This is a genomic window from Methyloceanibacter sp. wino2 (genome assembly GCF_003071365.1).
Classification (GTDB): Bacteria; Pseudomonadota; Alphaproteobacteria; order Rhizobiales; family Methyloligellaceae; genus Methyloceanibacter.
Window position 1 is genome coordinate 1,477,087 of sequence record NZ_CP028960.1, and the last position, 26,739, is coordinate 1,503,825.

The 26,739-nt window shown below is 64.2% G+C and carries 25 protein-coding genes; 13 read left to right on the forward strand and 12 right to left on the reverse strand.

The genetic code is table 11. The annotated features are described in order from the left end of the window. The first annotated feature begins 1 nt into the window (after window position 1). On the forward strand, window positions 2-2,413 hold the full coding sequence (gene pheT / locus DCY11_RS06860) for a phenylalanine--tRNA ligase subunit beta (protein ID WP_108682147.1): 2,412 nt from the start codon (window positions 2-4) through the stop codon (window positions 2,411-2,413). 391 nt (window positions 2,414-2,804) lie between these two features. Here the strand turns inward: pheT and DCY11_RS06865 are convergent, their stop codons facing one another. After that, window positions 2,805-4,223: a CapA family protein gene (locus DCY11_RS06865; RefSeq protein WP_108682149.1), complete on the reverse strand. Its 1,419-nt coding sequence runs from the start codon at window positions 4,221-4,223 to the stop codon at window positions 2,805-2,807. Between the two features lie 13 nt (window positions 4,224-4,236). Continuing rightward, window positions 4,237-5,901: a GMC family oxidoreductase N-terminal domain-containing protein gene (locus DCY11_RS06870; protein WP_108682151.1), complete on the reverse strand. Its 1,665-nt coding sequence runs from the start codon at window positions 5,899-5,901 to the stop codon at window positions 4,237-4,239. Window positions 5,902-6,055: 154 nt separating this feature from the next. Here DCY11_RS06870 and msrA point away from each other — a divergent pair, with 154 nt between their 5' ends. Beyond that, window positions 6,056-6,667 (forward strand): peptide-methionine (S)-S-oxide reductase MsrA, encoded by a 612-nt coding sequence (gene msrA, locus DCY11_RS06875; protein WP_108682153.1) that lies wholly within the window; start codon window positions 6,056-6,058, stop codon window positions 6,665-6,667. An 87-nt stretch (window positions 6,668-6,754) separates the two neighbouring features. On the opposite strand, the gene DCY11_RS06880 is transcribed toward msrA, so the two are convergent. Next, window positions 6,755-7,000 (reverse strand): hypothetical protein, encoded by a 246-nt coding sequence (locus DCY11_RS06880; protein WP_108682155.1) that lies wholly within the window; start codon window positions 6,998-7,000, stop codon window positions 6,755-6,757. 127 nt (window positions 7,001-7,127) lie between these two features. Next, entirely contained in the window at window positions 7,128-7,355 is a 228-nt protein-coding gene (locus tag DCY11_RS06885; protein WP_069443860.1) for a hypothetical protein, read from the reverse strand. Between the two features lie 244 nt (window positions 7,356-7,599). Here DCY11_RS06885 and lepA point away from each other — a divergent pair, with 244 nt between their 5' ends. From lepA to DCY11_RS06900, 3 genes are all read left to right on the forward strand, one after another. Then, entirely contained in the window at window positions 7,600-9,411 is a 1,812-nt protein-coding gene (lepA, locus tag DCY11_RS06890) for a translation elongation factor 4 (protein WP_108682157.1), read from the forward strand. 311 nt (window positions 9,412-9,722) lie between these two features. Beyond that, window positions 9,723-10,859 carry a TAXI family TRAP transporter solute-binding subunit gene (locus tag DCY11_RS06895; RefSeq protein ID WP_108682159.1) on the forward strand — a complete coding sequence of 379 codons (1,137 nt, stop codon included), beginning with the start codon at window positions 9,723-9,725 and terminating at the stop codon, window positions 10,857-10,859. Between the two features lie 42 nt (window positions 10,860-10,901). Next, entirely contained in the window at window positions 10,902-12,176 is a 1,275-nt protein-coding gene (locus DCY11_RS06900; protein ID WP_159079859.1) for an SH3 domain-containing protein, read from the forward strand. Here DCY11_RS06900 and DCY11_RS06905 read toward each other — a convergent pair. After that, window positions 12,173-12,763: an HdeD family acid-resistance protein gene (locus tag DCY11_RS06905; protein WP_108682163.1), complete on the reverse strand. Its 591-nt coding sequence runs from the start codon at window positions 12,761-12,763 to the stop codon at window positions 12,173-12,175. The genes DCY11_RS06900 and DCY11_RS06905 overlap by 4 nt on opposite strands. A 75-nt stretch (window positions 12,764-12,838) precedes the next feature. On the opposite strand from DCY11_RS06905, the gene DCY11_RS06910 reads away from it, so the two are divergent. Next, a complete protein-coding gene (locus DCY11_RS06910) occupies window positions 12,839-14,134 on the forward strand; it encodes an MFS transporter (RefSeq protein WP_108682165.1) in 1,296 nt (431 codons plus the stop codon). Here DCY11_RS06910 and DCY11_RS06915 read toward each other — a convergent pair. The 7 genes from DCY11_RS06915 to DCY11_RS06945 form a co-directional block, all read right to left on the reverse strand. Continuing rightward, window positions 14,131-16,143, reverse strand: a complete 2,013-nt coding sequence (locus DCY11_RS06915; protein WP_108682167.1) for an AI-2E family transporter — start codon at window positions 16,141-16,143, stop codon at window positions 14,131-14,133. The two genes, DCY11_RS06910 and DCY11_RS06915, sit on opposite strands and share 4 nt — an antisense overlap. Window positions 16,144-16,273: 130 nt before the next feature. Continuing rightward, window positions 16,274-17,209, reverse strand: coding sequence for a hypothetical protein (locus DCY11_RS15885; protein ID WP_245409482.1), 936 nt, complete (start codon window positions 17,207-17,209; stop codon window positions 16,274-16,276). 190 nt (window positions 17,210-17,399) lie between these two features. Further along, complete coding sequence (locus DCY11_RS06925) at window positions 17,400-18,518, reverse strand: linear amide C-N hydrolase (RefSeq protein WP_108682169.1); 1,119 nt, start codon at window positions 18,516-18,518, stop codon at window positions 17,400-17,402. 286 nt (window positions 18,519-18,804) lie between these two features. After that, window positions 18,805-19,137: a c-type cytochrome gene (locus DCY11_RS06930; protein WP_108682170.1), complete on the reverse strand. Its 333-nt coding sequence runs from the start codon at window positions 19,135-19,137 to the stop codon at window positions 18,805-18,807. A gap of 107 nt (window positions 19,138-19,244) precedes the next feature. Beyond that, on the reverse strand, window positions 19,245-20,294 hold the full coding sequence (locus DCY11_RS06935) for a VIT1/CCC1 transporter family protein (RefSeq protein WP_108682172.1): 1,050 nt from the start codon (window positions 20,292-20,294) through the stop codon (window positions 19,245-19,247). Window positions 20,295-20,305: 11 nt separating this feature from the next. Continuing rightward, window positions 20,306-21,022 carry a carbonic anhydrase gene (locus DCY11_RS06940; RefSeq protein WP_108682174.1) on the reverse strand — a complete coding sequence of 239 codons (717 nt, stop codon included), beginning with the start codon at window positions 21,020-21,022 and terminating at the stop codon, window positions 20,306-20,308. 125 nt (window positions 21,023-21,147) lie between these two features. Continuing rightward, the gene (locus tag DCY11_RS06945) at window positions 21,148-21,573 is read right to left on the reverse strand and encodes a L,D-transpeptidase (RefSeq protein ID WP_108682176.1); all 426 of its coding nucleotides are present in this window, start codon (window positions 21,571-21,573) and stop codon (window positions 21,148-21,150) included. Window positions 21,574-21,843: 270 nt separating this feature from the next. Here DCY11_RS06945 and mepA point away from each other — a divergent pair, with 270 nt between their 5' ends. The 7 genes from mepA (at window position 21,844) to DCY11_RS06980 (ending at window position 26,707) form a co-directional block, all read left to right on the forward strand. Beyond that, window positions 21,844-23,139 (forward strand): penicillin-insensitive murein endopeptidase, encoded by a 1,296-nt coding sequence (gene mepA, locus DCY11_RS06950; RefSeq protein WP_245409483.1) that lies wholly within the window; start codon window positions 21,844-21,846, stop codon window positions 23,137-23,139. 64 nt (window positions 23,140-23,203) lie between these two features. After that, a complete protein-coding gene (locus tag DCY11_RS06955; RefSeq protein WP_069443875.1) occupies window positions 23,204-23,599 on the forward strand; it encodes a DUF2237 family protein in 396 nt (131 codons plus the stop codon). 93 nt (window positions 23,600-23,692) lie between these two features. Beyond that, entirely contained in the window at window positions 23,693-24,241 is a 549-nt protein-coding gene (locus DCY11_RS06960; protein ID WP_108682178.1) for a universal stress protein, read from the forward strand. A gap of 122 nt (window positions 24,242-24,363) precedes the next feature. Beyond that, on the forward strand, window positions 24,364-24,924 hold the full coding sequence (locus DCY11_RS06965; protein ID WP_069443877.1) for a NifU family protein: 561 nt from the start codon (window positions 24,364-24,366) through the stop codon (window positions 24,922-24,924). Continuing rightward, window positions 24,921-25,511, forward strand: coding sequence for a malonic semialdehyde reductase (locus tag DCY11_RS06970; RefSeq protein WP_108682180.1), 591 nt, complete (start codon window positions 24,921-24,923; stop codon window positions 25,509-25,511). The genes DCY11_RS06965 and DCY11_RS06970 overlap by 4 nt, the downstream gene beginning before the upstream one ends. A gap of 9 nt (window positions 25,512-25,520) precedes the next feature. Further along, window positions 25,521-26,213 (forward strand): tRNA (adenosine(37)-N6)-threonylcarbamoyltransferase complex dimerization subunit type 1 TsaB, encoded by a 693-nt coding sequence (tsaB, locus tag DCY11_RS06975; RefSeq protein ID WP_108682182.1) that lies wholly within the window; start codon window positions 25,521-25,523, stop codon window positions 26,211-26,213. After that, complete coding sequence (locus DCY11_RS06980; RefSeq protein WP_108682184.1) at window positions 26,210-26,707, forward strand: GNAT family N-acetyltransferase; 498 nt, start codon at window positions 26,210-26,212, stop codon at window positions 26,705-26,707. Before tsaB ends, DCY11_RS06980 begins: the two co-directional genes overlap by 4 nt. Window positions 26,708-26,739: the final 32 nt, after the last annotated feature.

The following is a 26,739-nucleotide window of genomic DNA, read 5'->3' on the forward strand; positions in this document are numbered from 1 at the left end:
CATGAAGTTCACCCTGTCCTGGCTGAAAGAGCATCTCGATACGGACGCGTCCGTCGAGGAGATCGCCGACACGCTCACCCTGATCGGGCTCGAGATCGAAGAGGTCGTCGACCCGGCCAAGGCACTCGCGGATTTCCGCGTGGCCGAAGTCGTCACGGCTGAGAAGCACCCGGACGCCGACAAGCTGCAGGTGCTCCAGGTCAACACGGGCAAAGAGACTCTTCAGGTCGTTTGCGGTGCGCCGAACGCGCGCGCAGGCATGAAGGGCGTGTTTGCTCCCGTGGGCGCTTACGTGCCCGGAATCGATCTCACCCTGACCAAGGCCAACATCCGCGGCGTCGAATCGAACGGCATGATGGCCTCCGAACGGGAGCTGGAACTCTCCGACGAGCATACGGGCATCATCGAACTCCCGGCGAAGGCGCGCGTCGGCAGTTCGGCAGCGAAAGCGCTCGGCCTCGACGACGTCGTCTTTGATATCGCCATTACGCCGAACCGGCCCGACTGTCTCGGTGTGCGTGGCGTGGCTCGCGATCTCGCGGCGGCCGGCCTCGGCAAGCTGAAGAAGGACACGGTCAAGCCGGTCAAGGGCAGCTTCGACAATCCGGTTCCGGTCAAGCTTACGTTCGACAAGGAAACGAAGGACGCTTGTCCCGTCTTCGCAGGCCGCCTCGTGCGCGGTGTCAAGAACGGGCCGAGCCCGGCTTGGCTGCAGGCGCGACTCAAGTCGATCGGGCTCCGGCCCATCAATGCGCTGGTCGATATCACGAACTACATCTCGTTCGATCGCGCGCGGCCTTTGCACGTCTATGACGCCGACAAGCTTGCCGGCGCGGTCCGCGCCCGGCTCGGCAGGATCGGCGAGAGCTTCGAAGCCCTCGACAAAAAAATCTATAAAGTCGACGAGGAGATGTGCGTGATCGCCGACGAACGGGCCGTACTCGGCCTCGGCGGCGTAATGGGCGGCGAAGAAACGGGCTGCACCGAGGAGACCACCAATGTCTTCATCGAGTCGGCCTATTTCGATCCGAAGCGCACGGCGCGCACGGGCCGCACCCTGAACATCATTTCCGACGCCCGCTTCCGGTTCGAGCGCGGGATCGACCCCCAGTCCGCGGAGCACGGCATCGAGCAGGCTACGGCCATGGTGCTCGACCTTTGCGGCGGCGAGGCCAGTACGGTCACGGTGGCCGGCCGCGCGCCGAAAGCCAACAAGCCGTTCCGCTTCGACCTGCGGCTGGTTGGCCGTTTGAGTGGGCTCTCGCTGCTTCACCGCGGCATCGAACGCAAACTCAAGCTGCTCGGCGTCACGCTCGAAGGTGAGGGCCACGTGTTGAAAGCCGTGCCGCCGTCCTGGCGCCCCGATCTTTCCATGCCGGCCGACCTCGTCGAGGAAATCGTACGGCTGACCGGGGTCGACCGCATTCCGGCCGAGCCGCTGCCGCGCCTATCGGGCGTCGCGAGGCCGGTTCTGACGCCAGCGCAAAAAAGGGCGCGCACCGCACGCCGCCTCCTCGCCGCGCGCGGTTTCGTCGAGGCCGTCACTTGGTCGTTCATTCCGAAGAACGAAGCCGCCCTCTTCGGCGGCGGCGGCGAAGCCCTTGCGCTGGACAACCCGATCTCCACGGAGATGTCGCAGATGCGTCCGAGCCTCCTGCCCGGTCTCATCAGTGCGGCCAAGCGCAACCGGGACCGTGGTTTTGCCGACGGCGCCCTGTTCGAGCTCGGTCAGGCCTATCGCGGCCTCGAACCGGAAGATCAGTATACGGCAGCCAGCGGCGTGCGCTTCGGGCAGTCCTCGCTCGACGGCGCGGGCCGCCATTGGTCGGGCGCCGCGCCCGAGGCCGGCTGGGCCGCTGTGAAGGCCGACGCCATCGCTGTGCTGGAAGCGCTGGGCCTCAGTCAGAGCAATGTGCAGATCGTGCGCGAAGCGCCGGACTGGTTCCATCCGGGCCGCTCGGGTGCCATCAAGCTTGGACCGAAAATGACACTCGGCGTGTTCGGCGAGCTTCATCCCGACACGCTTGCAAGCCTCGATGCGGACGGCCCCATGGCGGCGTTCGAGCTCTATCTCGACAATCTGCCGCCGTCGAAACGCAAAGGCACCGCCAAGCCGGCGCTGGATGCGTCGGACCTTCAGGCCGTCACGCGCGACTTCGCCTTCCTCGTCGATGCGGACACGGACGCTGGCCTGCTCGTTCGCTCCGCGTCCGGTGCCGACCGCTCTCTGATCACCAATGTCAGCGTGTTCGACGAGTTCACCGGCCAAGGCGTGCCTGAGGGCAAGAAGTCGCTCGCTATAGAGGTGACGCTGCAGCCGCGCGACAAGACGCTGACGGACGAAGAGATCGACGCAGTGGCCGAAAAGGTCGTCGTGGGCGTCGCCAAAGCCACCGGCGGCACGCTCCGCTAGGCTCTTTTCCAGGTTCAAACTGCCAACTCATTGAAGTTGTGGCGGTTTCCGCTCTTCACGTTCCCCTTGCGTTCCACGCAAATTGGGATCAATTTTTCGAGTCGATGCACCGATCGTGGTGCATCTCTCATGGAGAAACTCAAATGCCAAAGGGCAAAACAAGTGCATCCGGCAGCGCTGCCAAAACAGGCCGTGTCACTCCGGTGAAACAGACCAAAGGTCGTTCCAGCACCTCCGCAGCGGGAAGCATGTCCAAAGCCGGACAGGGCGCCGCCAAGGCCGGTCGGGCGCGAAAAAAATAGTCCCAACTCTCATTTGATCTCTCTCGAGGGCCACGCTCGTGGCCCTCGTTTTCCCGCCAAGCCCCATCAGCGTCGCAAGCGCATCGGCGCTAGAACTGCCCGAACCCGAAAATCGAATTCGTCCTGCGCTTCTTCTTGCGGCCCGCGCCATAGAAGGGCTTGTCCGCGCACGCGCTGGCGAGTGTCGCGGCGAGTTGCGCGGGGATCGGCGGCGCCGGTGTCCACGATGCGCATAGCGCGCCGATCTTCCCGCCGAGCTCTCCGGCGCCGGCTGCGCAGTAGAGTCCCGTCCCGTCTGCGCGCGGCGTGAAGGTGATGCCTTCGGCGGCGGCGTTATCCCCTAAACGCTGACCGAGATAGTTAAGCGCATAGATGCGCCGTGTCCCCTCTTGGGGCGCAAACCGTGCGGGGCGGATATGGGTATCCGTGACGGGGATCACCTCGATCGCGCCGACGGTCCACGAACCGTCCGCCTGCGCCAGATGCACCTTCGCCATGAGGCCGTAGTCGCGGCACACGCCGAAGCGTTTCATCTCCGCCGTGCCCGGATGCAGGAAATTGCCGAGCCCATAGAAGATGAGCGAGTCGCCCACGCGTTCGACGCCTTGGGCCACATGCGGGTGATGGCCGACGATCAGGTCGATGCCTTTCTCGCGCGCGGCGAAGTCTCGCCAATCGTCGAGTTGCCGCTTGTCGGGCACGACGCGGCCCTCGAGCCCATAGTGAACCGACAAAATGCGATAATCCGCCGGAACCTCGCGCAGCCGATTGACGACGATCTCAAAATCTCCCCGCCGGCGGTAGGCCGCCTGACCGGGTTTGTTGTCGCCGGCGCGATGCTCCGTCCGCTGACCTGTGACGATCCCCGTAGCGGCGAAGCCGAGCTTCATTCCCTCGATATCGAGACAGCCCGGCCGTGTGGCTTCCTCGAAATCGGCGCCGAGACCGGCATAGGCGATCGTCTTGCCTTCCCCTCGCGCCGCATTGGCGAGGGCAAAATGATAGAGCGTCTCCTCCGCGCCCTTCGGGCCGTAGTCCATGGAGTGGTTGTTGGCGAGGGAGAACAGGTTGAAGCCCGCACCGAGAAGCGCGTCGAGCCCGGCCGGATGGCTGCGGAAATTATAGGGCGATGTCTGCCCTTTCATGTCGGGCGGCAAATCGTTGCGGTCGGTCAGCACGGTCTCGAGATTGAGAAAGGCGACGTCGCCGTTCATCTCGTCCGCGATGCCGCCGAGGCTCTGGTCGAAGGTGAGGCTGCGCCGGTCCTTCGTGAAGCCCTTCGGGTCGACCGGGGCCGCTTTCGGATTGAAGCCCGTATCGCCTGCCAGCACGAGCGTGAGCTGCGTTGGCCCTGCAAGCTTGGGAGCGCTTGCCAGCTTCGGTGTGGCGCCGATGGCGGCTGTATACTCCGTGCTCGCACAGGGGCCGATGCGCATCTCGGCCCGTGCTTGCCCGCCAGCGCCAATCCCCGCCAGGAGAAAGGCTGTGGTGCAAGCAACGAGGCGCATCCGTCTTTGTCCCTTAGGCGGTGGCTTCGAGTTCGGCTTGAGGCCGAATCGGTTCGGTGTCGAATCCTAGATTATGGTCGCGGGCAAAGTGAACCATGGCGCGCTCCGCCAGCGCGCTGATCGTCAGGAGCGGGTTGCAGCCGAGCGACCGCGGCATCACCGACCCGTCGCAGACATAGAGCCCCGCATGGGTCTCCTCGCCTGTCGCGCTCGCGAAGACCTGGCACTTGTGATTGACGGTGCCGGTCTCGGCCGTCTCGCCCATGCCGCAACCGCCGAGCGGGTGGGCTGTCGCGGGCTTTGAGCCCATATTGGTGGCGGACAGCGGGTTCTTGATATAGCGCCCGCCGACGAACTCCGCTGCCTTGGTCAGCGCGTCGTCAACGCGGGCGTAAACGTCTTGCTTGGCGACGTCCGGCCAATCGACGGCGATCGCATCGTCCTTCAATACGAGGCGGCCGAGCGCGTCGTCGTGGGACACGCAGAAGAAGCTTTGCAAATGCGAGAGCGGGCCTTTGTAGACGCCCTTGATCAGGCTCTGTGCCGCACCCAGCAGCCGTCCGCCCGCGATGAAGAACACCGGCAGCAGCGGCGCGACCGAGGACGGCATCGTACCTTCCTGAATGATCATGCTGGCGTTGAGATCATCGTCGTCCGGCAGTTCGATCTGTCCCGCCACGGACGTCCCCACGGGATCCTCGGTGAATTTGGGCGGCTCGCCGACGCCGACCGCGTTTGCGCGGTTCTTCCCACCCAAGGCAAAGGCGATGATGTCGCCATTGGCCGAGAAACCCATGCCGAGCCGATCGGAGGTGCCGAGGCCCCTCTCACGCGAGCGCAGCAAGATCTCGGTGGAGCCCAGCGTCCCTGCCCCGAGGAACACGGTCTTCGCGTCGACCGTAGCCGCCTCGCCGCCGTCGGCCGTGGGGCGGAAGTGCACGCGCCAGCCGCCGCTCAGCTTCTCGACATGGCTGACGGAAAGTTCGGTGAAGATCTCGGCGCCATGCATTTTGGCGTCGGCGAGATAGGTGACGGCGACGGAGTTCTTCGCACCCACATTGCAGCCCGAGCAGCAATCGCCGCAGAGTGTACAGGCGCGCTGCTCAAGGCCGGCAGGGTTCACCACGTCGTCGAAGCTGACCGTGATGGGCGCCGTGACCGGCGCCTTGCCGAAAACGCCGCTGGCCGCTTCCAGCGCGCGATACTTGGTGAGTTCCGGCGCGCCCGCATAGCGCGTCGGCCGCAGCATGTCCGCGGCCCGGGCAAAGCCCAGATCGAGCAGCCCATCGTCGCGGATTGCATCCGGCCAGGCATGATCGGCAAATACGCGCGCATCGGGCCGCAGGGCGACGCCGGCGTTGATCAGTGAACCGCCGCCAAGGCCGCACCCGACCACGACGTTGATATCCGAGCCCAAGCGAACGTCGTAAAGACCCGTTCCGGACCCGGAGCGTTTGTTGCCGCTGTGGACCTGAAGCTCGCGCCGCAGCTCGGGCATGCGCGAGGGGAACCCGCCGACCGGCACCTCCCGGCCCCGCTCCAGGACACAGACGCGCTGGCCCGCGCGCGCGAGCCTCGACGCGGCGATGCCGCCTCCATAGCCGGATCCGACCACGACCACGTCGTAGGCGGGCCGCATGGCCGCGCGGTCCAGGGATAGCGTTTCAGGCTGCTGCATGCCTCTCAATACCTCGGCTCCGGCAGGACTTCCAACACGTTATGGCCGCAGAAATGCGCCCGCTTCACTTCCAATCACACAACCGCGAGTGTCCCTACCGCCCACCTCCGCGACTCCTTATCGTTCCAGACAGACAACAATGTGGAGACGTTCAATGATCGCGCGATGGATATTCGCCAGCCTGACGGCCGCCTTCATGGCGCTGTTCGTGCTCGCCATGCATGGCCAAACTGCGATGGCGGAGGACGCGGCCGGGACCAAGACTGCCATCTTCGCCGGCGGCTGCTTCTGGTGCGTGGAGGATGCGTTCGACAAGGTCGACGGCGTGACCGAAACGGTCTCCGGCTATGCGGGCGGCACCCTGAAGAACCCCACCTACGCCAACCACAAGACCCACGTGGAGGCACTCAAGGTCACCTACGATCCGGCGAAAGTGACCTACGCGGAGCTCCTCGACAATTACTGGCACAATATCGATCCGTTCGATGCGGAAGGGCAGTTCTGCGACAAGGGGCCGGCCTACCACACGGTCGTGTTCGTTTCGGACGATGCTGAAAAGGAGCTCGCCGAGAAGACAAAGAAGGAAATTGCGGAGCAGTTCGGCAAGAAGGTTGAGACCGAGATCCGCCCGACCACGACATTCACCGCGGCCGAGGAGTACCACCAGGATTACCACACCAAAAATCCGGTGAGTTACAAGTACTACAAATGGGGCTGCGGCCGCGCCCAGCGCCTATCGGAGATATGGGGCGACAAGCACAGCTGATCCGACGCAGAGCAGATACGGCTGAAACGAAAATGGGGCGCGTGCGGATGCACGGCGCCCCATTCGCGTGTCTACTCAGGACTTCGGCTAGTAGCCGATCCAGACGCCGCGCTTGCGGGCCTTCTTCCAGGCCTTGCGGCGGTCCTGCCAGGCGTCGCGGCGATCCTTACAAGCCTGCTTGTAGGCTTTGCGCGACCACTTGTCGTACGGATACATCAACTTCGCGCGGTCGCCGCAACTGGGACCGGCGCTGGCCGGAGCCGGGGCTGCAACGAGCGTTGCGCCACCGGCGATCATCGCGGCGGCCATCGAACACAAAACAAGTTTCTTCATCGCTAGTCTCCTCCAATTGAAAGGGATTTGACACGGCACCTCGGCCCAACAGGCAAAAAGAAAGGGGCCCAAATGAGCCCCTTTCTTGCATTTCTGATGTCAATCGACCGAAGGTCGATGTGCGCGCTTACGAGCGGTCCTTCAGGAAGTTCAGCTTCGAGAACCGGCCGCCGTCGGCCTTGGCCGACTTCATCGACTTCTTGCACTCGCGCTTGATCTTGACCCGCTCCATCATGCTGGTGGCCTTGACCTTCGCCACTTCCTGGCAGGTCTTTGCGGCCTGGGCCGGCGACGCAAGCGTGGCGCCGGCAATCAGAGCAGCCGCAGCAGTGGCGAGAAGGACATTCTTGTGCATGGATTCAATCCTTAAAGGCAGTCTCTGGATTCGAGACCAGGGGTTGGATGCGAGGCTTCGGTCTCTTTGCGAATCATCCGAATCCCCCGCGATCGGAAGAGCATTCCAATCGGCGAATTTCTACGCGCGGACAACTGCAAAATTACGGCAGTCGCGCACATGGTTTCGCCAAAATTAACAAGCGGCGAGACGCACCTCACTCCCAGCTTGACCTAAAGCCGTTTGCTCCCCTACGTAGCCGTCCATGAGTGCGCCGACGCCCCTTTCCCATATCCGAAACTTCTCGATCATCGCCCATATCGACCATGGCAAATCGACCCTGGCCGACCGGCTAATCCAGCTTTGCGGCGGCCTCACGGCGCGGGAGATGAAGGAGCAAGTGCTCGACTCCATGGATATCGAGCGCGAGCGCGGCATCACCATCAAGGCTCAGACCGTGCGCCTGGACTATCGGGCCAAGGACGGGAAGCTCTACGAACTGAACCTGATCGACACGCCGGGCCACGTGGACTTCGCCTACGAGGTGAACCGATCGCTCGCCGCGTGCGAAGGCTCTCTCCTCGTCGTGGATGCGACCCAAGGCGTCGAAGCGCAGACCCTCGCCAATGTCTATCAGGCGCTGGACAACGATCACGAGATCGTCCCCGTCCTGAACAAGATCGATCTGCCGGCCGCGGAGCCGGAGCGGGTCCGCACCCAGATCGAGGACGTGATCGGGCTGGACGCGTCCGACGCGGTCGAGATCTCGGCCAAGACCGGTCTCGGCGTCGAAGACGTGCTCGAGGCGATCGTGACACGCCTGCCGCCGCCGGAAGGGGATGTGGACGCCCCGCTCAAGGCCATGCTCGTGGACAGCTGGTACGACGCCTATCTCGGCGTCGTCGTGCTTATCCGCGTCATCGACGGCACGCTGCGGAAAGGCCAACGTATCCGGCTGATGTCGACCGGCGCAGGCTATCAGGTCGACCGTTGCGGCATCTTTCGCCCCAAGCAGGAGATGCGCGACAAGCTCGGCCCCGGCGAGATCGGTTTCTTCACCGCCGCGATCAAAGAGGTGGCCGACACCCGTGTCGGCGACACGGTGACGGACGAGAAGAAGCCTACCGCGAAGCCGCTGGCGGGCTTCCAGCCGGCGCAGCCCGTCGTGTTCTGCGGACTGTTCCCGGTCGACTCGGGAGACTTCGAGGATTTGCGCGAGGCCGTCGGCAAGCTGCGGCTGAACGATGCGAGCTTCGAGTACGAGATGGAGACATCCGCCGCGCTCGGCTTCGGCTTCCGCTGCGGCTTTCTCGGCCTCCTGCATCTCGAGATCATCCGCGAGCGGCTGGAGCGCGAGTTCGATATCGATCTCATCGCGACGGCACCGTCGGTCGTCTATCACGTGTTCCTCACCGACGGCACGATGATCGAGTTGCATAACCCGGCCGACATGCCCGAGCCCCAGAAGATCGAGCATATCGAGGAGCCCTGGATCGAGGCCAGCATCCTCGTGCCGGACGAGCATCTGGGGGCCGTGCTAAAGCTGTGCGAGGACCGGCGCGGGCGGCAGAAGACGCTCACCTATGCGGGCGCCCGCGCGATGATCGTCTACGACCTGCCGCTCAACGAAGTGGTGTTCGACTTTTACGACCGGCTGAAGTCGGTGACGCGCGGCTATGCGTCCTTCGACTATCACATCACCGGCTACGAGCAGGGAGACCTCGTTAAGATGTCCATGCTCGTGAATGCCGAACCCGTGGATGCGCTGTCGGTGATCGTGCATCGGGGCCGTGCCGAGGCGCGTGGGCGCGCCATGGTCGACAAGCTGAAGGATCTGATCCCGCGGCACATGTTCAAGATCCCGATCCAGGCCGCCATCGGCGGCAAGGTCATCGCGCGCGAGACCATCAGCGCCCTGCGCAAGGACGTGACCGCGAAATGCTATGGCGGCGACATCACCCGGAAGCGCAAACTGCTCGAGAAACAGAAGGCCGGTAAGAAGAAGATGCGCAGTTTCGGCAAGGTGGACATCCCTCAGGAAGCCTTCATCGCCGCCCTCAAGATGGACGCCGACTAGGCGCACCTCTCTTCCGACGAAACCAAATCGCTAGCCTCGCGTTATTGATGCGGCACCCCGCGCTCCGGGCGCGACTTCGCGTGCCTTGCATTGATGTCCAGATAAAGAACGCAGAACACTTACATTCTGTGGCCGTATTTTCTTTGTCTATACTGTATATTTTCTGCCTTATTGCAGTCTAAGTTAGCCGTTTCCGAACACAATCATGGCGCTTATGTGATTTTATCTCGATTTAGAATCATGTTTACTTGACAGATGCGAATCGATCACTTCCCATTCGGCGCGGGGGACGTTTGAATGAGGGATTTATCATGCGGATCGCTTTGGCCATTGGACTGGCCGGACTGTGTCTGCTGCTCCCCTACGGGGTCGCGAACAGCGCCGAAAGCGGCGCCGGCAATGACGGGAGCCCGCTGAACGCCGGCACCGTGACGATCATGTCCGGCACCACGTTTGACGGGACCGCGGTCGTCGCCCGCGATATCGCGGCTATGATCAACAGGGCGGACTCGAGCAGCGGCGACGTGTCCCTCAGGGCCGTTCCCATGATCGGACAGGGCCCGGCGCAAACCCTCCGCGACGTTCTCAGCCTTGGCAGTGTCGACATGGGCGTGACCCATTCGACGGTTCTCAATCACTATGCCCAGTCCGGCGAGCTCGGGCCGATCAAGGAGCGCCTCGTCTATGTGGCGAAGCTCTTCAACGAAGACCTGCACCTTCTGGCTGGAGCGGACATCGCGACGGTGGAGGACCTGAACGGCAAGACGGTGAACGTCGGCCCCGAAGGAAGCGCCACGGAGATTGCGGCGCAGATCCTGTTCGACGCGCTCGGGCTCGAGGTCGAGGCGGCTCACCTCGACGAGGCCGATGCGGTGGCAAAGCTGAAGTCGGGCGAGATCGATGCCACGATCCTCATCGGAACGACGCCCATCGCCGGCCTGGCCCAGATCGGGGCGGACGCGAGCCTCAAACTTCTGCCGGTTCCCTATCCTCAAGGTCTCGAGGACGACACCTATCCCGCCGTCCTGACCCATGGCGACTACCCGGCCCTGATCGAGAGCGGCGCGCGGGTCGATACGGTCGGCATCTGCGCCGTGCTCGTCGCACTCGGCGACAAGGCCGATGCGGACCGCCAAGCGCAACTCGCTCTCTTCGTCGACCGCTTCTTCTCGAGGTTCGACACACTCCTGCAGCCGCCGAACCACGCCAAATGGCGGGACGTAAATTTCGCCGCGACGCTCGAAGGCTGGCAGCGCGCACCGCAAGCGCAAGCCTGGATCGACGCGGCGCGCTCGACGGCCGTAGCGGATGCGCAAGAGCGAGAGAGCTTCAAGGCGTTCCTGACTCAGACCGGCGACGTGGTAGCCCCGGACTCTGTTTCCGATGCGGACCAGGAAAAGCTGTTCCGCGCCTTCAAGGCCTGGAGCAAGGCCCAACAATCGAACTGAACAAGTGTCAACCGCCACCGGCACGTTTACAGGGAGGTCCCCGTGGCACAGCCAGCACTGAGACAAAACGACATTCCGGACGAGGTCATGCGGCTCGCAGAGGAACTCAATGCCGCTTCGTCCTTCGGCTATAGACTGGCGGCAGCCAATACGGACCAGACCGCGTCCTCCCTCGCCCGGCGTTTCGCACCTGATAGCGTCCGGCAACGCGCCTCTGCCGCCGATCCCACCCGGCTGGCGCCCGTTGAACCCTCGTCAAACCGTCCGGACACCAAGCCCCGGCGCTTTGTGCGGACAGCTGCCATCGGCCTTGCCTCTGTTGCGGCCTTGGCCGGCGGGATGATGTGGCTCGGGGGTCTCGGCGATCTCGACCTGGATCGCGCGTTCCACGATGCGGGCCTCGTCACGCAAACGGACTCCGCGCCGCGCACATCCGCGGCGCTATCGATCGACGTTCTTCCGCCTCGCTTCTCCGACCCGGCCCTCGCGCCGGACGGAGACGGCAAGGTCCGTACGGCGGCCCGGCCTGATGTGGCTCCCCCACTTTCGTCTGGGTTCGCCGTGCGGGCCGGGGAGTCCGATCGCGTCGAAGGCTTGATGGCGCACGGGCAGAAGATGATCGACGTGGGCTACCTCGCCGGCGCGCGGGCCTATTACCGCCGGGCGGCGGAAGCCGGCAGCGGCGAGGCCGCCATCGCGGTGGGCGCCACCTACGATCCGAAGATCATCGCGCGCCTGGGCGTCCAGGGCATCAAGCCCGACAGAACGGAAGCCGCCAAATGGTATGCGCGGGCCGCGGGCCTCGGCATTGCCGATCGGGAGACGACGCTCCAGGCTCTGACCGAACACTGGGGCCAAGAGCCGCCAACTCCCAAGCAGACGGAGGTCATGGCGGCGGCCAGCCCCGCACTTGTCGTCTCCGCGCCCATCAAGAACCCTCTTGTGGGAACGCGGAAGCCGCAGGTTGCCGACGACGTTGCGGAGCGGCAGCGACTTGCCAGCAACAGCGCCGCCCGGGCGAGCTCGGTCAGGCCGCAATTGCTGGCGTCCGAGGAAGAGCCGAAACCGGGGCCCTTGACCATGCTCATGCGCGCGGCCACCGGCCAGTCGGCTCAGGAAGAGTGGATGGAGGTCGCCAGCCCCGTGAACATTCGCAAGGGGCCCTCCTCGACCGCCGGAACCGACAAGGTTGCCCCGAGGGGCGCCAAATTCCGCGTGGTCGGCCGCGAGGGGAATTGGATCCGAGTCGCGGACCCGAAAACGGCAAAGGAGGGCTACATCTACAACCGCTTCCTGAAAGAGAGCAGCGCGCCCTAGGCGTCCTTGACCGCAGGCGCCTTGTGCACCTGCCACGCGAGATAGGTGAGCGCGGCGCCTTCGCTGACGAGCAGTATGCCGAGCATCAATCCCAGGACCCAACTGGCCGTGAGCGGCATGTTCGCCCAAAGGATGAAGGCGAGGACGATGCCGACGACACCGCTTGCCAGCACCCATCCCCAATTGGGGAACGGGCGGATCGTCAGGGCGAAGATCACCTTCGCGATGCCTTCGACCATGAAGTAGACGATCAGCAGCATCGTCATCACGAGAAGCCCGCTTTCGGGCGAGCGGAGCAGCAGCACGCCGATCAGGACCGCGAGCACGGCCGAGATCAGTTGCAGCCAGAAATGCGGGACGTTGGTAGCGCCGATCAAGCCGACCGCCTGCAGCACCCCGCTGATGATCAGCACCCATCCCAACAGGGACACGATCGCGACGGACGCGAAGACGGGTGAAATGATCGCGAGCACGCCCGCGACGACGAGCAACACGCCCTGAATCAGGTACCAAAGGGAGTAACGCTTTACGGTCTCGCGCATCGCTTCGCGAAGCGCCGCAGCAGCTGCATCCACTGGAATAGCCATGGGTCGGGCCCTCCTCTAGGGTGTCGGTCGAATCACTCCTGTTCTTCACAGCAGCATACGCCAAGCGGAACCTCGATGAAGCGTCATACAGACGAAGCCCTTGTGTCCGCGATCCGCAAAGCGACGTTCCGGCTGATTCCGTTCCTGTGCCTTGCGTATACGGTGAATTTTCTCGACCGGGTCAATGTGGGCTTCGCCGCCCTGCACATGAACGAGGATCTCGGGTTCTCGCCGGCGGTCTACGGCTTCGGCGCCGGGATCTTCTTTCTCGGCTACATCGCCTTCGAGATTCCGAGCAATCTCGCACTCCGGCGTTTCGGCGCCCGGATTTGGATCGCGCGCATCATGATCTCGTGGGGCATTGTCGCCTGCGCCATGGCGTTCGTTCACTCGGAGACTAGTTTCTACGTGACCCGCGCGCTGCTCGGCATCGCCGAAGCGGGCTTCTTCCCGGGCATCATTCTATATCTGACGTACTGGTTCCCGGCGGCCGAGCGCGCCCGCATCGTCGCGCTGTTCATGGCCTCGGTGCCGCTCGCGACCGTAGTCGGCGGCCCGATCTCGGGCGCTTTGCTCGAAATGCACGGCTTTCTCGGGTTCAAGGGCTGGCAATGGCTGTTCGTGATCGAAGGCTTGCCGGCGATCATTCTTGGCATCCTCTCGTTGAAGGTTCTCACCGACCGGCCGTCCGAGGCGGCATGGCTGACTCTCGATGAGAAAACCGCGCTGTCGGGCGCACTGGCCCGCGAAGCGAAGGAGACGGAGGCGGTGGGCTACGCGGACCTGCGCACGGCGTTGACGCGCCCGCGCGTGCTGGCGCTGGGCTGCCTCTACTTCCTCATGGTCACCGGCCTTTACGGCATCGGCTTCTGGATGCCGCAGGTTATCAGCGGTTTCGGACTGGACTCGCTCGCCGTCGGTTTTCTAACCGCGATCCCCTACCTGTTCGCCGCCGTCGCCATGGTGGTTTGGGGCCGGCATTCGGACCGCACGGGCGAGCGGCGCTGGCACATCGCCCTGCCGCTCTTCCTGGCCGCCGCGTCCTTCGCGTGGTCGGCCTATTCGGGTCCGCTCGTCCCCACCATGGTCGCGTTGACGATTGCCACGCTCGGCTTCTATGCGGCTTTCGGACCGTTCTGGGCGCTTCCGACGGCGCTCCTGACGGGGGCCGGTGCGGCGGCTGGCATCGCCCTCGTCAACTCCATGGGGAACGCCGCCGGTTTCGCCGGACCCTATATCGTCGGTTTGCTGAAGGAGGCGACGGGAAGCTTTTCGGCAGCGCTCCTGTTTATTGCTGTCGCGCTCGCCCTCGGCGGTCTGATGGCGCTGGGATTCCGGGACCCGCGACCCGCCGCCGAAACGCCGGCCTAGGTCGCCGTAGCCGGGGACGCGTTCTGGCTCTGCACGGTGTCATCGGACGGGGTGAGCGGCCTTCCCATCGCGGCGTCCTCGCAAATCCCGACCGCTTCATGCAGCGTTGATGCATAGGCATCCGCATGCACCACGTCGAGGAGCTTGCGCCGGGACTCGGCGTCCTCGTCCTCATCCTCCCGCTCCCAGTAGGCGACCAGGATCAACGTTCCATCGGGCAAGATGCGGCGCAGGCGCCGCACCACGTAGCGAATCTCGACTGGCCCTCCGCCGAAGCCGAGATAGGACAGGCACACGAGTTTCGCGGGCGTCTCGGTCAGGGCCTCGATCGCGCCGGCGGCGAGCGCGCCGGGTCCGCGCACCTCGGCCTTCATGCCACGTTTCTCCAGTGCGCGGCCGAGAGCTAGCGCCGCTGCCTTGTCGAGACCGTTCCGCCCGCCAATGCACAAGATCGGTGTGTCGACGGTCCACCCGGCTGCGAAGTCGTTCGGGTCGACCACCTGAGCGTCCTCGGTCTCGGGCTCGTCGGCGGGCTTGCCGTTCTTGACGGGATCGGCGCCAACCCGTTCCAGGTGACGGCGCAGCCGCGAGAACCAACGCTTCGGTTCGTACTCGTCGAGATTCTCGAGGATCTCGGAAACCGTGGTCGCGATCCGCTCTGTTTGCTTTTCGCTCAGAGTCCCGCGCGCCAGGTCCCGCTCGGCGATCCCGAGCCCGCCAAGCGCAACCTCATCGAGATAGGTGAGAAGGCTCTGGTCCTTGAGCGCGAGTTCGGCCTGGTAGGTCGCGTTGGAGGAATCGCCGATCAGAACGTGCCGGTAGAAGCTTTCCGATGGCAGCAAGGCGGGCTGGTCCCCAAGCAGCACGTCGAAGAAGCGCAACCCATCCACATGGCGGCCGAGCACCGCGAGACAAACCGTGATGGGCGTGGCGATGATGAGGCCGACCGGTCCCCAAAGCCACGTCCAGAACACTTGGCTGACGATCACGGCGACCGGCGTCACACCGGTACCGCGCCCATAGACCAGCGGCTCGACAATCTGCCCCATGGTGAATTCGCCCACCACGAACAGGGCGATCACCACGAGAACGAGAGTCCAGCCTGGATCGATGGCCGCGGCGATCAGGACCGGGATGGCGGCGGCAATGTAGGAGCCCACGTAGGGGACGAAGCGCATCACCATCGCAAGGATGCCCCAGGCGACGGGACTGGGCATGCCGACGGCCCACAGCGCGATGCCGATGAACGTGCCGTAGGCCGCATTCACGAGCACCTGGCGCAGGAAGTAGCCGCTGAGCCGCGTCGCGGCCTCGCTCATGGTCGACGTCGCGCGCTGCAGGTCGGTACCGCCGAACAGGCGGATGATCCTGTCCCGCAAGTCCTCGCGCTCGAGAAGAAAGAAGACCACGAACAGAAGGATGATGCCTGCCGTCGCGAGCGGCGGCAGAACCTTGCCCGCTATGGATCGGTAGAAATCGAGACCCGTGGGCGCGGGCACACGGATCTCGACCGGGATGGGCTCCGGTTCGGAGCTGTCCTCGGTAATCTCGACGTGACCGGGCTTGGTGCCCTCGACCTCCGTGGGCCGGTCCAACTGGCTCTCGAGCTCCGAGAGTACGTCACCCGCCTTTGTGAGCACCTGGGACTCCGCCGTGGTCTCCCGCAGCATCTGGATCTTTTGCGACAGCGTAAAGCGGTAGCTCGGCAGGTTACCCGCAAGCTTCGTCGCCTCGTGGGAGATCATCCAGCCGAGGCCGCCGAGAATCGAGAATGCCACCGCCACGACGACGACCACGGCCAGGATTCGTGGCACTTTGATGCGCTGGAGAAGAAGCAGCGGCGGCGTGAGCACGAAGCTCAGCAGGATCGCGACCGCCAAGGGGAGCAGGACTTCTTGTGCGAAATACAGGCCGCCGATCACGATGGCCGCGATCAGAAGCCCTTGGAGAACATTGGCACGGCTGTCTGCCGCGGTCTGCCCGGCCGGCAAAGGCGAACGGGGCGTCATGGCGATCTCCCGGCCGCGGCGGAGCGCGCGGCATCAGAGCCTAGAGTGCCGTTCCTGTCAGGAAAGCTCAAGCAAGGACGCAGGCGAGCCGGGCGCTGTCTGTGGACGATTCACCGCTCGGAACGAGGGCCTAGCCGAGTTCGTCGCCGCGCTCCATGGGCCGGAACATCTCGCCCGTGTCCAACGTTTCGGCGTTGCAGAAATACTGGAAGATCGTGCGGCGGCGGCGGTCGAAGACATCGTAATAGCCGGCTGCACCCCAGACGAGGATCGTCGCTTCGCCATTCGTCACGCGGTCGGCTAGCTTGGGCGTCGAGTCGCATTGCACGATCAGTGTCGTGGTCCCGTCCCGGCCGACACGCGGACGCGACGATGCGGGCGCCGAATCATCGGGAACGGCCTTTACCGGCAGGTCCGCTTCGTCGGCAATGTCGACGACCTCCATCTCGGCCAGGGTTTCGAGCTTGAACGCCGGCGTATGACCCGAGTTGCGGAAGGTGACCTTCACTTTGACGATGCCGTCCGCCTCCGGCGTCTCGACGAATTCGAGCGAGTCCACATCCACATAGGCGCGCAGCTCGGCTTCGTGGTCGCCGGTCCTCGGCGCAGGCGTCAACCGCGCCGGCGCGGCGCCGCCCTCGGCGGCCCGGCGTGCCGCGAGCGCGGCGGTGATGATGGGCCACAGCATCAGGAGCAAGATCACAAGGGCAACCAGGCCGATCAGCATGATCAGCCGCGTCAGCCGTGCCGTGCTCTCGGATGCGTCCGCCGCACGCGATTGCTGGCAGACGTCGGCTTGATAGGGATGCTGGACGTTCGCGCACGGTTTCGAGATGTCCCATGCAGCCTTCGGCTCTTCGGCGTCCTCTTCCGCTTCTTCGCTCGTTGGCTCGGTTTGCTCCGTGGCGGTCTCGGCATCGTCCGGCGCGTCTTGGGCCCGAGCCGCAGGGGTCCCTAAGACGATCAGGCAGAGCGACAAGAACACGGCGAAGGTGAAACAAGACCTGCCGAGACAAGACCCGGCGAGACAAACCCTGGCGAAGGCTTTCTGAAGCGAAGACGTCATGATGATGCGCTGAACAATTTCCCCAACCGCGCCGATCCTATGCGCCGAAACGCGGCTTGTCTCGCCCCGCGGCCCGCTTTCGGCAAACTTCTTTTCAAATTGTCTCAAATTGAAACGATTTGCCGATGAGCCAACAAAAAGGCCCCGGGCATGGGCCCGGGGCCTGAACGATCCATTCGTCTACCGCCGGCTAGTTGGCCGAGACAGGCTTCCCGTCGCCGGAAACATCCTCAACTTCTTGCTCGGAGTCCTGCACGTTGATGATGCTGATCTTACCCTTGGCTGTTTCGAGGGCCGTCTTCAGGTCGATCATACGAATCCCCTGATCCTGACGCGTGCGCACGTAGTACCGCAGATTTTCCAGGTCGTTGACGCTAGTCCACTCGGTGATCTCGGGAGGAAGCTTCGGGTTGCCGTAGATGATCGAGCCTTTCGGAAGGTCGAACTGGTTCAGGATATGGAACGCCGAGAACACGGCGTCCTGCGCCGTCTCACTCGGTGTCGCGTTCTGGCTAAAAAGCGCGGCGCGCACGAAGCGCGACGGCGGCGTGAAGTCGCCGGGCAGGCCGAGCATGCCGGACCCCGATCCGGTCTGCTTGATCGTGATCGGACCCAGCTTCTCCGTGCCCACGTCCTTAGGCGTCAGGTTCACGTAGTTCCCCAGATTGGTCATCTGCCAGTCGTAGGGCGGCGTGTTGGTCATGACGCCCAGCGGAGCCTCGGTGACTTTGAGTTCGCCGTCGATAGGCTCCACGGCGATGGACTTGCCCGTCTTGTCCTGCACGAAGAAGTGCACGGGGAGCGACTGACCCTCGGCGCTGCCGAAGCCGGGCATGGGCGTGTCCACCATGTCAATGTCCTTGACGGCATCCGCGACCTCGTCGACCGTCGCGAAGTTGCCGAGAACCCAGGCGCCGAAATCCTGCGGAGCGAGCGACTTGTCGGCATTCTCCTTCGTCGACTCCGCGTATTTCGCGTCGCCCGGAAAATAGAACAGGCCGATCGACAACCCTTGCTCGTTCAGACCGTCAGCGATCAGGTAGGTCGACCCGATGCCGTTCATGCCGGCGAAGCCGTACTTGGCCTTGTAGCTCATTCCCTTGCTTCCGTCGGGAAGCGTAGCGGCGAACTCGTTGCCGGCCGGCACGACGAGAACGTTAGACTTGAGGGGAAAACCGAACTCGAGAGTACGGCCACGAATGGCGGCGCCATCTTGCGCCTTGAGGCTAATGCCCGTGCAGGAAAAAGCCGGCGTTGTCGCTAACGCGAGCGAAGCGGCAAAGACGTAAGTTGCAGCGCGTCGGATCATGGAACATCTCCTTGGACGAAACTCGGCACGAGAATGCGCTGCGGCTGTGAAAGCTGCGTTAAGCGGCCTCGCAACTTCCACAGAAGGTTATCGAGGACCGGCGAAACCCACTCGAATTTTCGTAAAAGCTTTGCCGAGCCCGTCGCACCGAACCGACGGCGCGCTCAATGAGAAGACACCTCGACGGATAAAGACGGGACCGCGATACGCGGCCCCGTCTCGAGATTTCAGACACGTCAGGTCAGGCGCCGGAACCTGTTCTCAGATACCGCCGCTCTCTCGCGTCCTATTTGAGGGTCTCGATATAGGCCGCGACGTCGGCAACATCGTCATCCGTGCCCAGCATCTTGGCCATGGGGGCCATCTGCTGGCCATGCGTGTCCTTGGGGTTGGCGCCACGCACACCCGTCTTGAAGTTGTTCAGCTGCCGGACCGTATACCAGGCCGGCATGCCGGCTATCGGCGGCGCGCCGAGCGCCTCGTTGCCGGCCCCGGTCGGCCCGTGGCAGGCCGCGCAGGTCGCATATAGCTGTTTTCCGTGATCGGCGTCGGCGGCGAAGGCGTCCGACGCGGAGAAAGCCGCAATGGCAGCGGCCGCAAGTACCAGATGTTTCGTCATACCCAGCTCCCGAAACGATTTTTATGCAAACGAAGTCGAGATAGGGCTGATTTTACCGCGTGTTTCCGCGATGGAGAAGGGACGCATGGGTGGAAATCGGGGCCGGATCAGGCGACATTCGCCCCGAGAAGCGATCCGATGAAGTAGGTTGCCGCTGCCGCGACCGAACCAACGACGAGCATGCGCGCGCCACCGATAAACGCGTTCTTGCCCGAGAAGAGGCTGAGCGCCGATCCCACACCGAACAGCGCGATCCCTGCCAGGATCGCAGCGATGACGATGCCTTCCTTCTCGTAGCCGAGGAGGTAGGGAATGAGCGGCACGCACGCGCCGACACTGAACGTAAGAAAGGACGAGACGGCCGCGCCCATAGGCGAGCCAAGCTCTTCCGGATTGAGGCCCAGTTCTTCGCGGGTGAGCGCATCCAGCGCCTGTTCCGGATTCGCGATCAGATGCTTGGCCATGTCGCGCGCTTCGTTGAGGGGAATGCCGCGCGCTTCGTAGATGAGCGCGAGTTCTTCGGCTTCCTGGTCGGGATAACGCTCAAGCTCGTCCTTCTCTTGCGCGATTTGATGCTCGAACATTTCCCGTTGCGACAACATGGAGATGAACTCGCCCGCGCCCATCGAGAACGCGCCCGCCAGCAGCCCGGCGATGCCGGTCAGCAGAATCTCGCTCGGCCCAACGCCTGCGCCTGCCACACCCATGACGAGGCACGTATTGGACACGAGCCCATCGTTCACGCCGAACACGCCCGCGCGCAGCGTGCCGCTGGTGTAGTTCTTGTGCTGACGTCCGATATCGTCGACGGAGGTGGGCCAGGGATGGCCGCTGCCGTCTGTCTTCTCGCCCTTCGGCTCCTCGGCCCTGCCACGATAGACGGAGATGCCCCGCACCTTGTGTGCGGACAAGACGTTGCGCATGGCGCGCGGCGGCAGGATGCCCAATAGAAAGACCATGATGCGTGAGCGCATTGACGGCGTGAAACCCGGAACCTGCTTGAGGTCCTTGGCGAGGATCGCGGCCTGCGCCTCAGCCGCCTCGGCCATCTTGCGGAACAGTTTGGCGCGCCTGGGGTCGGGCTCGTTGGCCGCGACGGCGCTGGACAGATAGGCCGCCGTCTTCTCCGACCGCCAACGCTCGAGCACGTCTTCCATGGTGTTCTCCGTTAGACCAGATTCACGGTGCCCGTCTCGAGGTCGTAGACCCCGCCGGCGATCTTCACTTTCCCGGCCGCGACGGCCTCGCCGATGATTTCGGACTGCGTCTTCAGCCGCGTCATGCCGAGGCGCACGTTCTCCTCGATCGATGCCGCCAGGTAGTCGCCGGGATGCTTGCCGTGTGCCGTGATGACCGCAGGCTGGATCGCCTTGACCAGCTCGGGCAGATGGCCCGGCAGTTCCTTACGCTGCATGGAGGCGCTGAGCGCGGTCAGCACCGCGCCGCACCCGCTATGCCCCAGAACGAAGATCAGCGGGATGCCGAGGCTCGTCACGGCGAACTCAAAACTCGCCAGTCCGTAATTGCTGACAACGTTGCCGGCGTCGCGCGACACGAACAGATCGCCCGGCCCCTGATCGAAGATGATCTCAGGCGGCACGCGGCTGTCGGCGCAGGAGAGAATGCCGGCGATGGGGTGCTGGGCTTGGACGCGCGCGGCGCGCTCTACCGAGAAGTCCCTGTCCTTGCCCCCATCGGCCTTGTAGCGGGCGTTGCCCGCCTTCAGGCGCTCCAGTGCCTCGGCGGGAGGAATCGCATTGGGTGGCGGCGCCTTGTCCTCCGCGTGCGCACCAACGCGCGGCACCATACCGGCCACAACAAAAGCACCGGCGCCGGCGACAAGCGCACGGCGCGACAGCGTTGCGTGTTCGGGGCAATCACACATGCGTTTCTCCAATCCCAGTCTTTCTGATTTTCTCTGAAGCGTCCCGCGGGGACCGGTCCCGGTCAAGCCGTTCGCACAAAATTCACGCCGTGACCGGCGTGCGACGAACGTCCGACCCGGCACCCCTAACGGGTAATGCGAATGGTGGTGTTGCTCTTGCCGTACCGCTGCACGAGAGCGTAAAGACGCGCGGCGTTGGACGGGTGCAGCCGCACACAGCCATGCGACGCGGGCCGGCCCAAATGCTTCGTCTCATACGAGCCGTGGATCGCATAGCCGCCCTTGAAGAAGATCGAGTAGGGCATCGGCGAGCCGTTGTAGATCGTCGACCGATGGTACCTGACGAGACTGTACGGCTTGTACGTCCCAGTCGGCGTCCGGTAGCCCGGCCGCGCGGTCGAGACTTTCCACGTATAGGCAGGCTTGCCGTTGACATAAACGTGCATCCGCTGGCTCGAGAGATTGATCTGCGCCACGACGCCGGCAAATGCCGCGGCCGGCAGGCATGCGGCTGCGCCCAGTATCGCGATCAGGACCAAGAAGCGTCGCATTTGTTGTGTCTCCTCCGTGGCTCAACTCACACTCAGGATCGGCGGCGCGGACGCGCGTGGGCCCTCAAATCTCCGACTTCGGACCAGTCGAGGGCCTCAGTCTATCTCTATCGGCTGAACATCTCCTGAATGTCCCGTGCGAGCCGTCCGCGCCCGAAGCCATACCGATTCAACACCCTTAAGAGGCTGCTACTATTGGTCTTGTTTGTGTTAAGCTTTCGCTTTCAACGTCGTCAGTTAGCGGGGCACATGTCATGTGGCTGGAGGACAATGCGTAGGCTGATCATCGGCCTACCACTTTTGTTCCTGATGACCGGCATCGCCGCGGCAGAGGTAGCCTCGCCGCAGGCGGCCGTGCGGCCTCAGCACGTCGCGCCGCCCGGCGCGGATACGCCCCAGCAAGACAACACGCTCAACGAGGCGCAACCGGCGGACGGCAGCCCCGACGACGAGGGCGAAGACGTGGCGGCCCAGGCGGATGTCCCCATGGAGCTTCCCCTGCGCCGGCCCGATCCGCCTAAGAATATTCCCCCGGCGAAGCTCGCTCCGGCCAACGATCTGTTCGGATCGGTCGCGGACCCGGCCCCGCTCGCCGCGCGGGCGATCGGCGGCTACACCAAGGGCTGTCTGTCCGGCGGCATCTCGCTGCCCATCAACGGTCCGGACTGGCAGGTGATGCGCGTATCGCGGAACCGCAACTGGGGAGCGCCGCAGCTCATCGACTATATGGAACGGCTCGCCAGCGACGCGCATGCCCTTGACGGGTGGCCCGGGCTGCTGGTCGGGGACCTCTCTCAGCCCCGCGGCGGCCCCATGCTCACCGGTCACACCAGCCATCAGATCGGTCTCGACGCGGACATTTGGCTGACGCCCATGCCAGACCGTGTGCTGACGGAAGACGAGCGTGAGGAGATGACGGCCGTCTCGATGCTGAAGGACCCCTTCACCGTCGATCCCGAAGTCTTCACCGATTTGCAGATAAAGCTCATCCGGCGTGCGGCGTCCTACCCGCAGGTCGGGCGCATCTTCGTCCATCCCGCGATCAAGAAAGCGCTTTGCGCGCGGGCGGATGTGGCCGGCAAGAACAAGGCGTGGCTCGCGAAGGTCCGCCCCTGGTGGAATCACCACTACCATTTTCATGTCCGCCTGAACTGTCCGCCGGGAATGTCCGGGTGCGACAGCCAATCACCGGTGTCAGGTGACATCGGCTGCGACGACAAAGCCTTCGTGTATTGGGACAAGAAGCTGAAGATCTCGGCCAAGTGGCAAACCGACCACGGCTTCAGCCCCTTGGACCCGATCCGGCGCCGGCCCAGCGTTTCCGACCGGAAGAAACGCGGTAAACTCGGGGATCTTCCGAAAGACTGTCAGACCGTCCTGACATCTGGCGGCGTGGAGCCGCTTAAAGTGGGTGACGAGCTACCTGAGATCGCCGTCGAGGCCGCGACCAGCAAGGACGCAGGTCCCGGCGTGCCGGTCCTCACCAAGGAGGAACTCGCCGCGTTCCTGGGGACGAAGCCCAAGAAAGTCTCGATGCAGGTGCCCGAGCGCAATCCCATACGTTGACCCGCAGCGTCGCGGCGATGCGCCGTCTTTGCGTGCATCGCTTCTTTCGGGCACACTCCCGGCCATGTTGCAGCGGCGCTCAAATCCCTTCGAAGGTCAAAAGAACGTCTTCGGCGATCCCCTCAGGCCGTGTTCGGACCGGCCGCTCACGGGGTTCTACCGGACGGGCTGCTGCCACACCGGCCCCGAGGATGCCGGGCTGCATACGGTCTGTGTCGAGGTGACCGAGGCGTTCCTCACGTTTTCCAAGGCGTGTGGGAACGATCTTTCCACGCCCGTGCCGGATTTCGGCTTTCCGGGCTTGAAGCCGGGGGACCGTTGGTGCCTGTGCGCGGCCCGCTGGCTCGAGGCGTTCGAGGCCGGTAAGGCGCCACGGGTCGTCCTTGCCGCGACGCACGAGGCCACGCTCGAGCTCGTGGAGCTCGAAGACCTCAAACGCTATGCCATCGACCTGGCCTGAGCGCGGCGGCGACAGGCACAGAACTGGCTTGTTGCGCCCATCCGGAGGTGGCAGCATGCGCGCCGAGTCCACGAACGGGTACCCTGCGGCGCAATGAGCGAAAAAACAGACGACAAGAAGTCCACACAGGCGCGACGCCGCCAGAAGCGCCAGATCTACCTCAAGGGTCACAAGCGCAAATTCCTGGTCGTCGTCGACGAGACCCCGGAATGCGAGAGCGCGCTTGCCTTTGCCGCAAGCCGCGCGGAACGCACCAAGGGCAAGCTCGCGCTCCTCTACGTCATCGAACCCGAGGACGGCGCCATGCACTGGCTCGGCGTGGAGGAAATCGCGCGCGAGGAGGGTCTGAACAAGGCGAAGGCCGTCTTTCGCCTTTTTGGACGTAAACTCAAAGCTCTAGGGTTCGAAGACCTGGAGCCCGAGGAGATCGTGCGCGAAGGCTCCAAGGACGAGGAGATCACCAAACTCATCGAAGAGGATCCCGATATCGGCGTGCTGGTCCTCGGCGCTTCGAAAGATCCGTCCGGCCCCGGTCCGCTGGTTTCGAGCCTCGCGGGCGGACGACTGGCAGGCGTGTTTCCGACGCCGATTACCGTCGTTCCGGGGCATCTTTCGGCGGAGGAAATTCTTGCGCTCGCTTGAGGGCGCTGCGGCCTCTCAAGACAGGCAAATCTAGGCTGGTGCCGCCTTGACTTTGAGGTCTTGGAGTCACAAGTATAGAATAATTCTAAGCTATTGAGATTCGACTCAGAAGAGGGTCCGTCATGTTCATCCAGACCGAGGCGACGCCAAATCCGGCGACCCTGAAATTTCTCCCTGGACGAACCGTCCTTGGTGATCACGACGCGCTCGAGTTCCGCGCCGGCGACGAGGGCGAAGCGTCACCGCTTGCCTCGCGGCTGTTCGAGATCGACGGCATCTCCAGCGTGTTCCTCGGCTCCGACTTCATCAGCGTGACCAAGAGCGACGGCGAGTGGCCGCACCTGAAACCCGCCATCCTCGGCGCGATCATGGAGCACTACCTGTCCGGCGAAGTCACCGTGGACGAGGCGGACGAGATCCAGCCGGGCGGCGAAGAGTTCTTCGAGCCCGAGGACGAGGACACGGTCAAGACCATCAAGGAACTGCTCGATACGCGGGTCCGGCCCGCCGTGGCCCAGGATGGCGGCGACATTACGTTCCAGGGCTATCGTGACGGCGTGGTCTATCTGCACATGCGCGGCGCCTGCTCCGGCTGCCCGAGTTCCACGGCGACGCTGCGGCACGGCATCGAGAACCTGCTGCGGCACTTCATTCCGGAAGTGCAGGAAGTCCGCCCGATTTGACGGACCGCCTCCCAGACGGCTCCTTCGCACAGCTATTTCACGACGCGCGAACGCACAATGCCTGGCAGGATCGGGATGTGCCTAACGCCTTGCTGCGCGAACTCGTGTCGCTAGTGCTGCTGGGACCGACTAGCGCCAATTGCAGCCCCGCACGATTCGTTTTCGTGAAGTCGCCCGAAGCCAAGGAACGGCTGAAGCCGTTTCTGTCGGAAGGCAATCGGGAGAAGACCATGCAGGCACCGGTCTGCGCGATCATCGGCCACGATCTCGACTTTCACGAACACCTGCCCGAGCTGTTTCCGCATACGGACGCGAAGAGCTGGTTTACCGGCAAGCCCGAAAAGATCGCCGAGACCGCCTTCCGCAACGGGACGCTGCAGGGTGCCTATCTCATCATGGCCGCGCGGGCCCTCGGGCTCGACTGCGGACCCATGTCGGGCTTCGACCCGGCCGGCGTCGACGCCGCGTTTTTCGACGGCACGAACGTCAAATCGAACTTTCTATGCAATCTCGGTTATGGCGACAGCTCGGCGCTGCGTCCCCGGTCGCCGCGATTCGACTTCGACCAAGTCGCCCGCATCCTCTAAGACCACCTCATGAATATCTTAGCGCTCGATACGAGCATGGGAGTCTGCTCGGCTGCCGTGCTGCGGACCGGCCCTTCCGCGCAGCTCGAAGTCCTGCGCGAGACCGAGATGCTGCGCGGCCACGCGGAAGCGCTGATGCCGATGGTCGAGGCGGTCCTGGCTGAAGCGAGCCTCGCACCAGGTGACCTCGACACGATTGCCGCCACGCAAGGGCCCGGCAGCTTCACGGGCGTGCGCATTGCCATTGCGGCTGCACGCGGGCTGGCCCTGACCTGCCGGGCCACCCTTTTCGGCACAGACAGTCTCACGGTGATGGCGCGGCGGGCCCTTCGGGAGGGCCTTGTCCCGGAAAGGCCGTTCGCGATCGCCGTCGATGCGCGGCGGGGCATGCTCTATTTCGGCCTCTTCGCGCCCGATGGATCGCGGCTCGACGGTCCCGCGCTTCTCACGCCCGAGGACGCCGCAGCCCGTCTGCCCGCCGGCGTTGCCGTCGCTGTTGGAAGCGGGGCGGGCCTGTTGACCGAAGCGGCTGCGGCAAGGAACCAGGAACTGGCGCCTACCCGGCCTGACCTCCAACCCGGCGCGATGACGCTGGCCGAGCTCGCCGCCGAGAGCGATGAACGCATTCCGGTCCTGCGGCCGCTGTATTTGAGGCCTCCGGATGCAAAGCCTCAGAACACGGCTCTGGAGCGGCGGCCGTGACAAGGCACGAAGACGCGGCGGGCGTCCGAATCCGGCGGACAACACCGTTCGACGCCGCGCTCTTCGCCGCTCTCCACCAATCCTGCTTCGCTACAGGCGAACAGTCTCACCAGCAGCGCGCCTGGGACGAAGCGGCCATGGCCCAGTTCATCGCAGGCCCCTCAACGCTGTGCCTTCTGGCGACGGTTGGCGCGGAGGACGCCCAGCCGGCCGGGTTCCTCATCGCACGCGCGGCAGGCGACGAGGCGGAGTTGCTCACGATCGGCGTTGTGGCCGACTTGAGGAAACGCGGCGTGGGCCGGGCGCTTTTGCGGCACGCGGCCGAGGCCCTCAAGTCGAGCGGAATCCGGGCTCTCTTTTTGGAAGTGGACGAGACCAATGCAACCGCGCTCGCGCTTTACCGGCAGCTGGGAGCCGAGGCAGTCGGGCGGCGCCCGGGCTACTACGAGGACGGCGGCGATGCCGCCGTGCTGCGCCTCGACCTTCAGTCCTGATCTTCGTTCTTGCCCTTTAGGACCCACGACCC

Coding starts and splice junctions, on each gene's coding strand:
- DCY11_RS06940 (WP_108682174.1), bottom strand. CDS start 21,022: ATGTGTGATTGCCCCGAACACGCAACGCTGTCGCGCCGTGCGCTTGTC.
- DCY11_RS06955 (WP_069443875.1), top strand. CDS start 23,204: ATGTTGCAGCGGCGCTCAAATCCCTTCGAAGGTCAAAAGAACGTCTTC.
- DCY11_RS06885 (WP_069443860.1), bottom strand. CDS start 7,355: ATGCACAAGAATGTCCTTCTCGCCACTGCTGCGGCTGCTCTGATTGCC.
- mepA (WP_245409483.1), top strand. CDS start 21,844: ATGCGTAGGCTGATCATCGGCCTACCACTTTTGTTCCTGATGACCGGC.
- DCY11_RS06915 (WP_108682167.1), bottom strand. CDS start 16,143: ATGACGCCCCGTTCGCCTTTGCCGGCCGGGCAGACCGCGGCAGACAGC.
- msrA (WP_108682153.1), top strand. CDS start 6,056: ATGATCGCGCGATGGATATTCGCCAGCCTGACGGCCGCCTTCATGGCG.
- DCY11_RS06910 (WP_108682165.1), top strand. CDS start 12,839: ATGAAGCGTCATACAGACGAAGCCCTTGTGTCCGCGATCCGCAAAGCG.
- DCY11_RS06935 (WP_108682172.1), bottom strand. CDS start 20,294: ATGGAAGACGTGCTCGAGCGTTGGCGGTCGGAGAAGACGGCGGCCTAT.
- lepA (WP_108682157.1), top strand. CDS start 7,600: ATGAGTGCGCCGACGCCCCTTTCCCATATCCGAAACTTCTCGATCATC.
- DCY11_RS06960 (WP_108682178.1), top strand. CDS start 23,693: ATGAGCGAAAAAACAGACGACAAGAAGTCCACACAGGCGCGACGCCGC.
- DCY11_RS06965 (WP_069443877.1), top strand. CDS start 24,364: ATGTTCATCCAGACCGAGGCGACGCCAAATCCGGCGACCCTGAAATTT.
- DCY11_RS06925 (WP_108682169.1), bottom strand. CDS start 18,518: ATGATCCGACGCGCTGCAACTTACGTCTTTGCCGCTTCGCTCGCGTTA.
- DCY11_RS06945 (WP_108682176.1), bottom strand. CDS start 21,573: ATGCGACGCTTCTTGGTCCTGATCGCGATACTGGGCGCAGCCGCATGC.
- pheT (WP_108682147.1), top strand. CDS start 2: ATGAAGTTCACCCTGTCCTGGCTGAAAGAGCATCTCGATACGGACGCG.
- DCY11_RS06930 (WP_108682170.1), bottom strand. CDS start 19,137: ATGACGAAACATCTGGTACTTGCGGCCGCTGCCATTGCGGCTTTCTCC.
- DCY11_RS06895 (WP_108682159.1), top strand. CDS start 9,723: ATGCGGATCGCTTTGGCCATTGGACTGGCCGGACTGTGTCTGCTGCTC.
- DCY11_RS06870 (WP_108682151.1), bottom strand. CDS start 5,901: ATGCAGCAGCCTGAAACGCTATCCCTGGACCGCGCGGCCATGCGGCCC.
- DCY11_RS06865 (WP_108682149.1), bottom strand. CDS start 4,223: ATGCGCCTCGTTGCTTGCACCACAGCCTTTCTCCTGGCGGGGATTGGC.
- DCY11_RS06880 (WP_108682155.1), bottom strand. CDS start 7,000: ATGAAGAAACTTGTTTTGTGTTCGATGGCCGCCGCGATGATCGCCGGT.
- DCY11_RS06905 (WP_108682163.1), bottom strand. CDS start 12,763: ATGGCTATTCCAGTGGATGCAGCTGCTGCGGCGCTTCGCGAAGCGATG.
- tsaB (WP_108682182.1), top strand. CDS start 25,521: ATGAATATCTTAGCGCTCGATACGAGCATGGGAGTCTGCTCGGCTGCC.
- DCY11_RS15885 (WP_245409482.1), bottom strand. CDS start 17,209: ATGACGTCTTCGCTTCAGAAAGCCTTCGCCAGGGTTTGTCTCGCCGGG.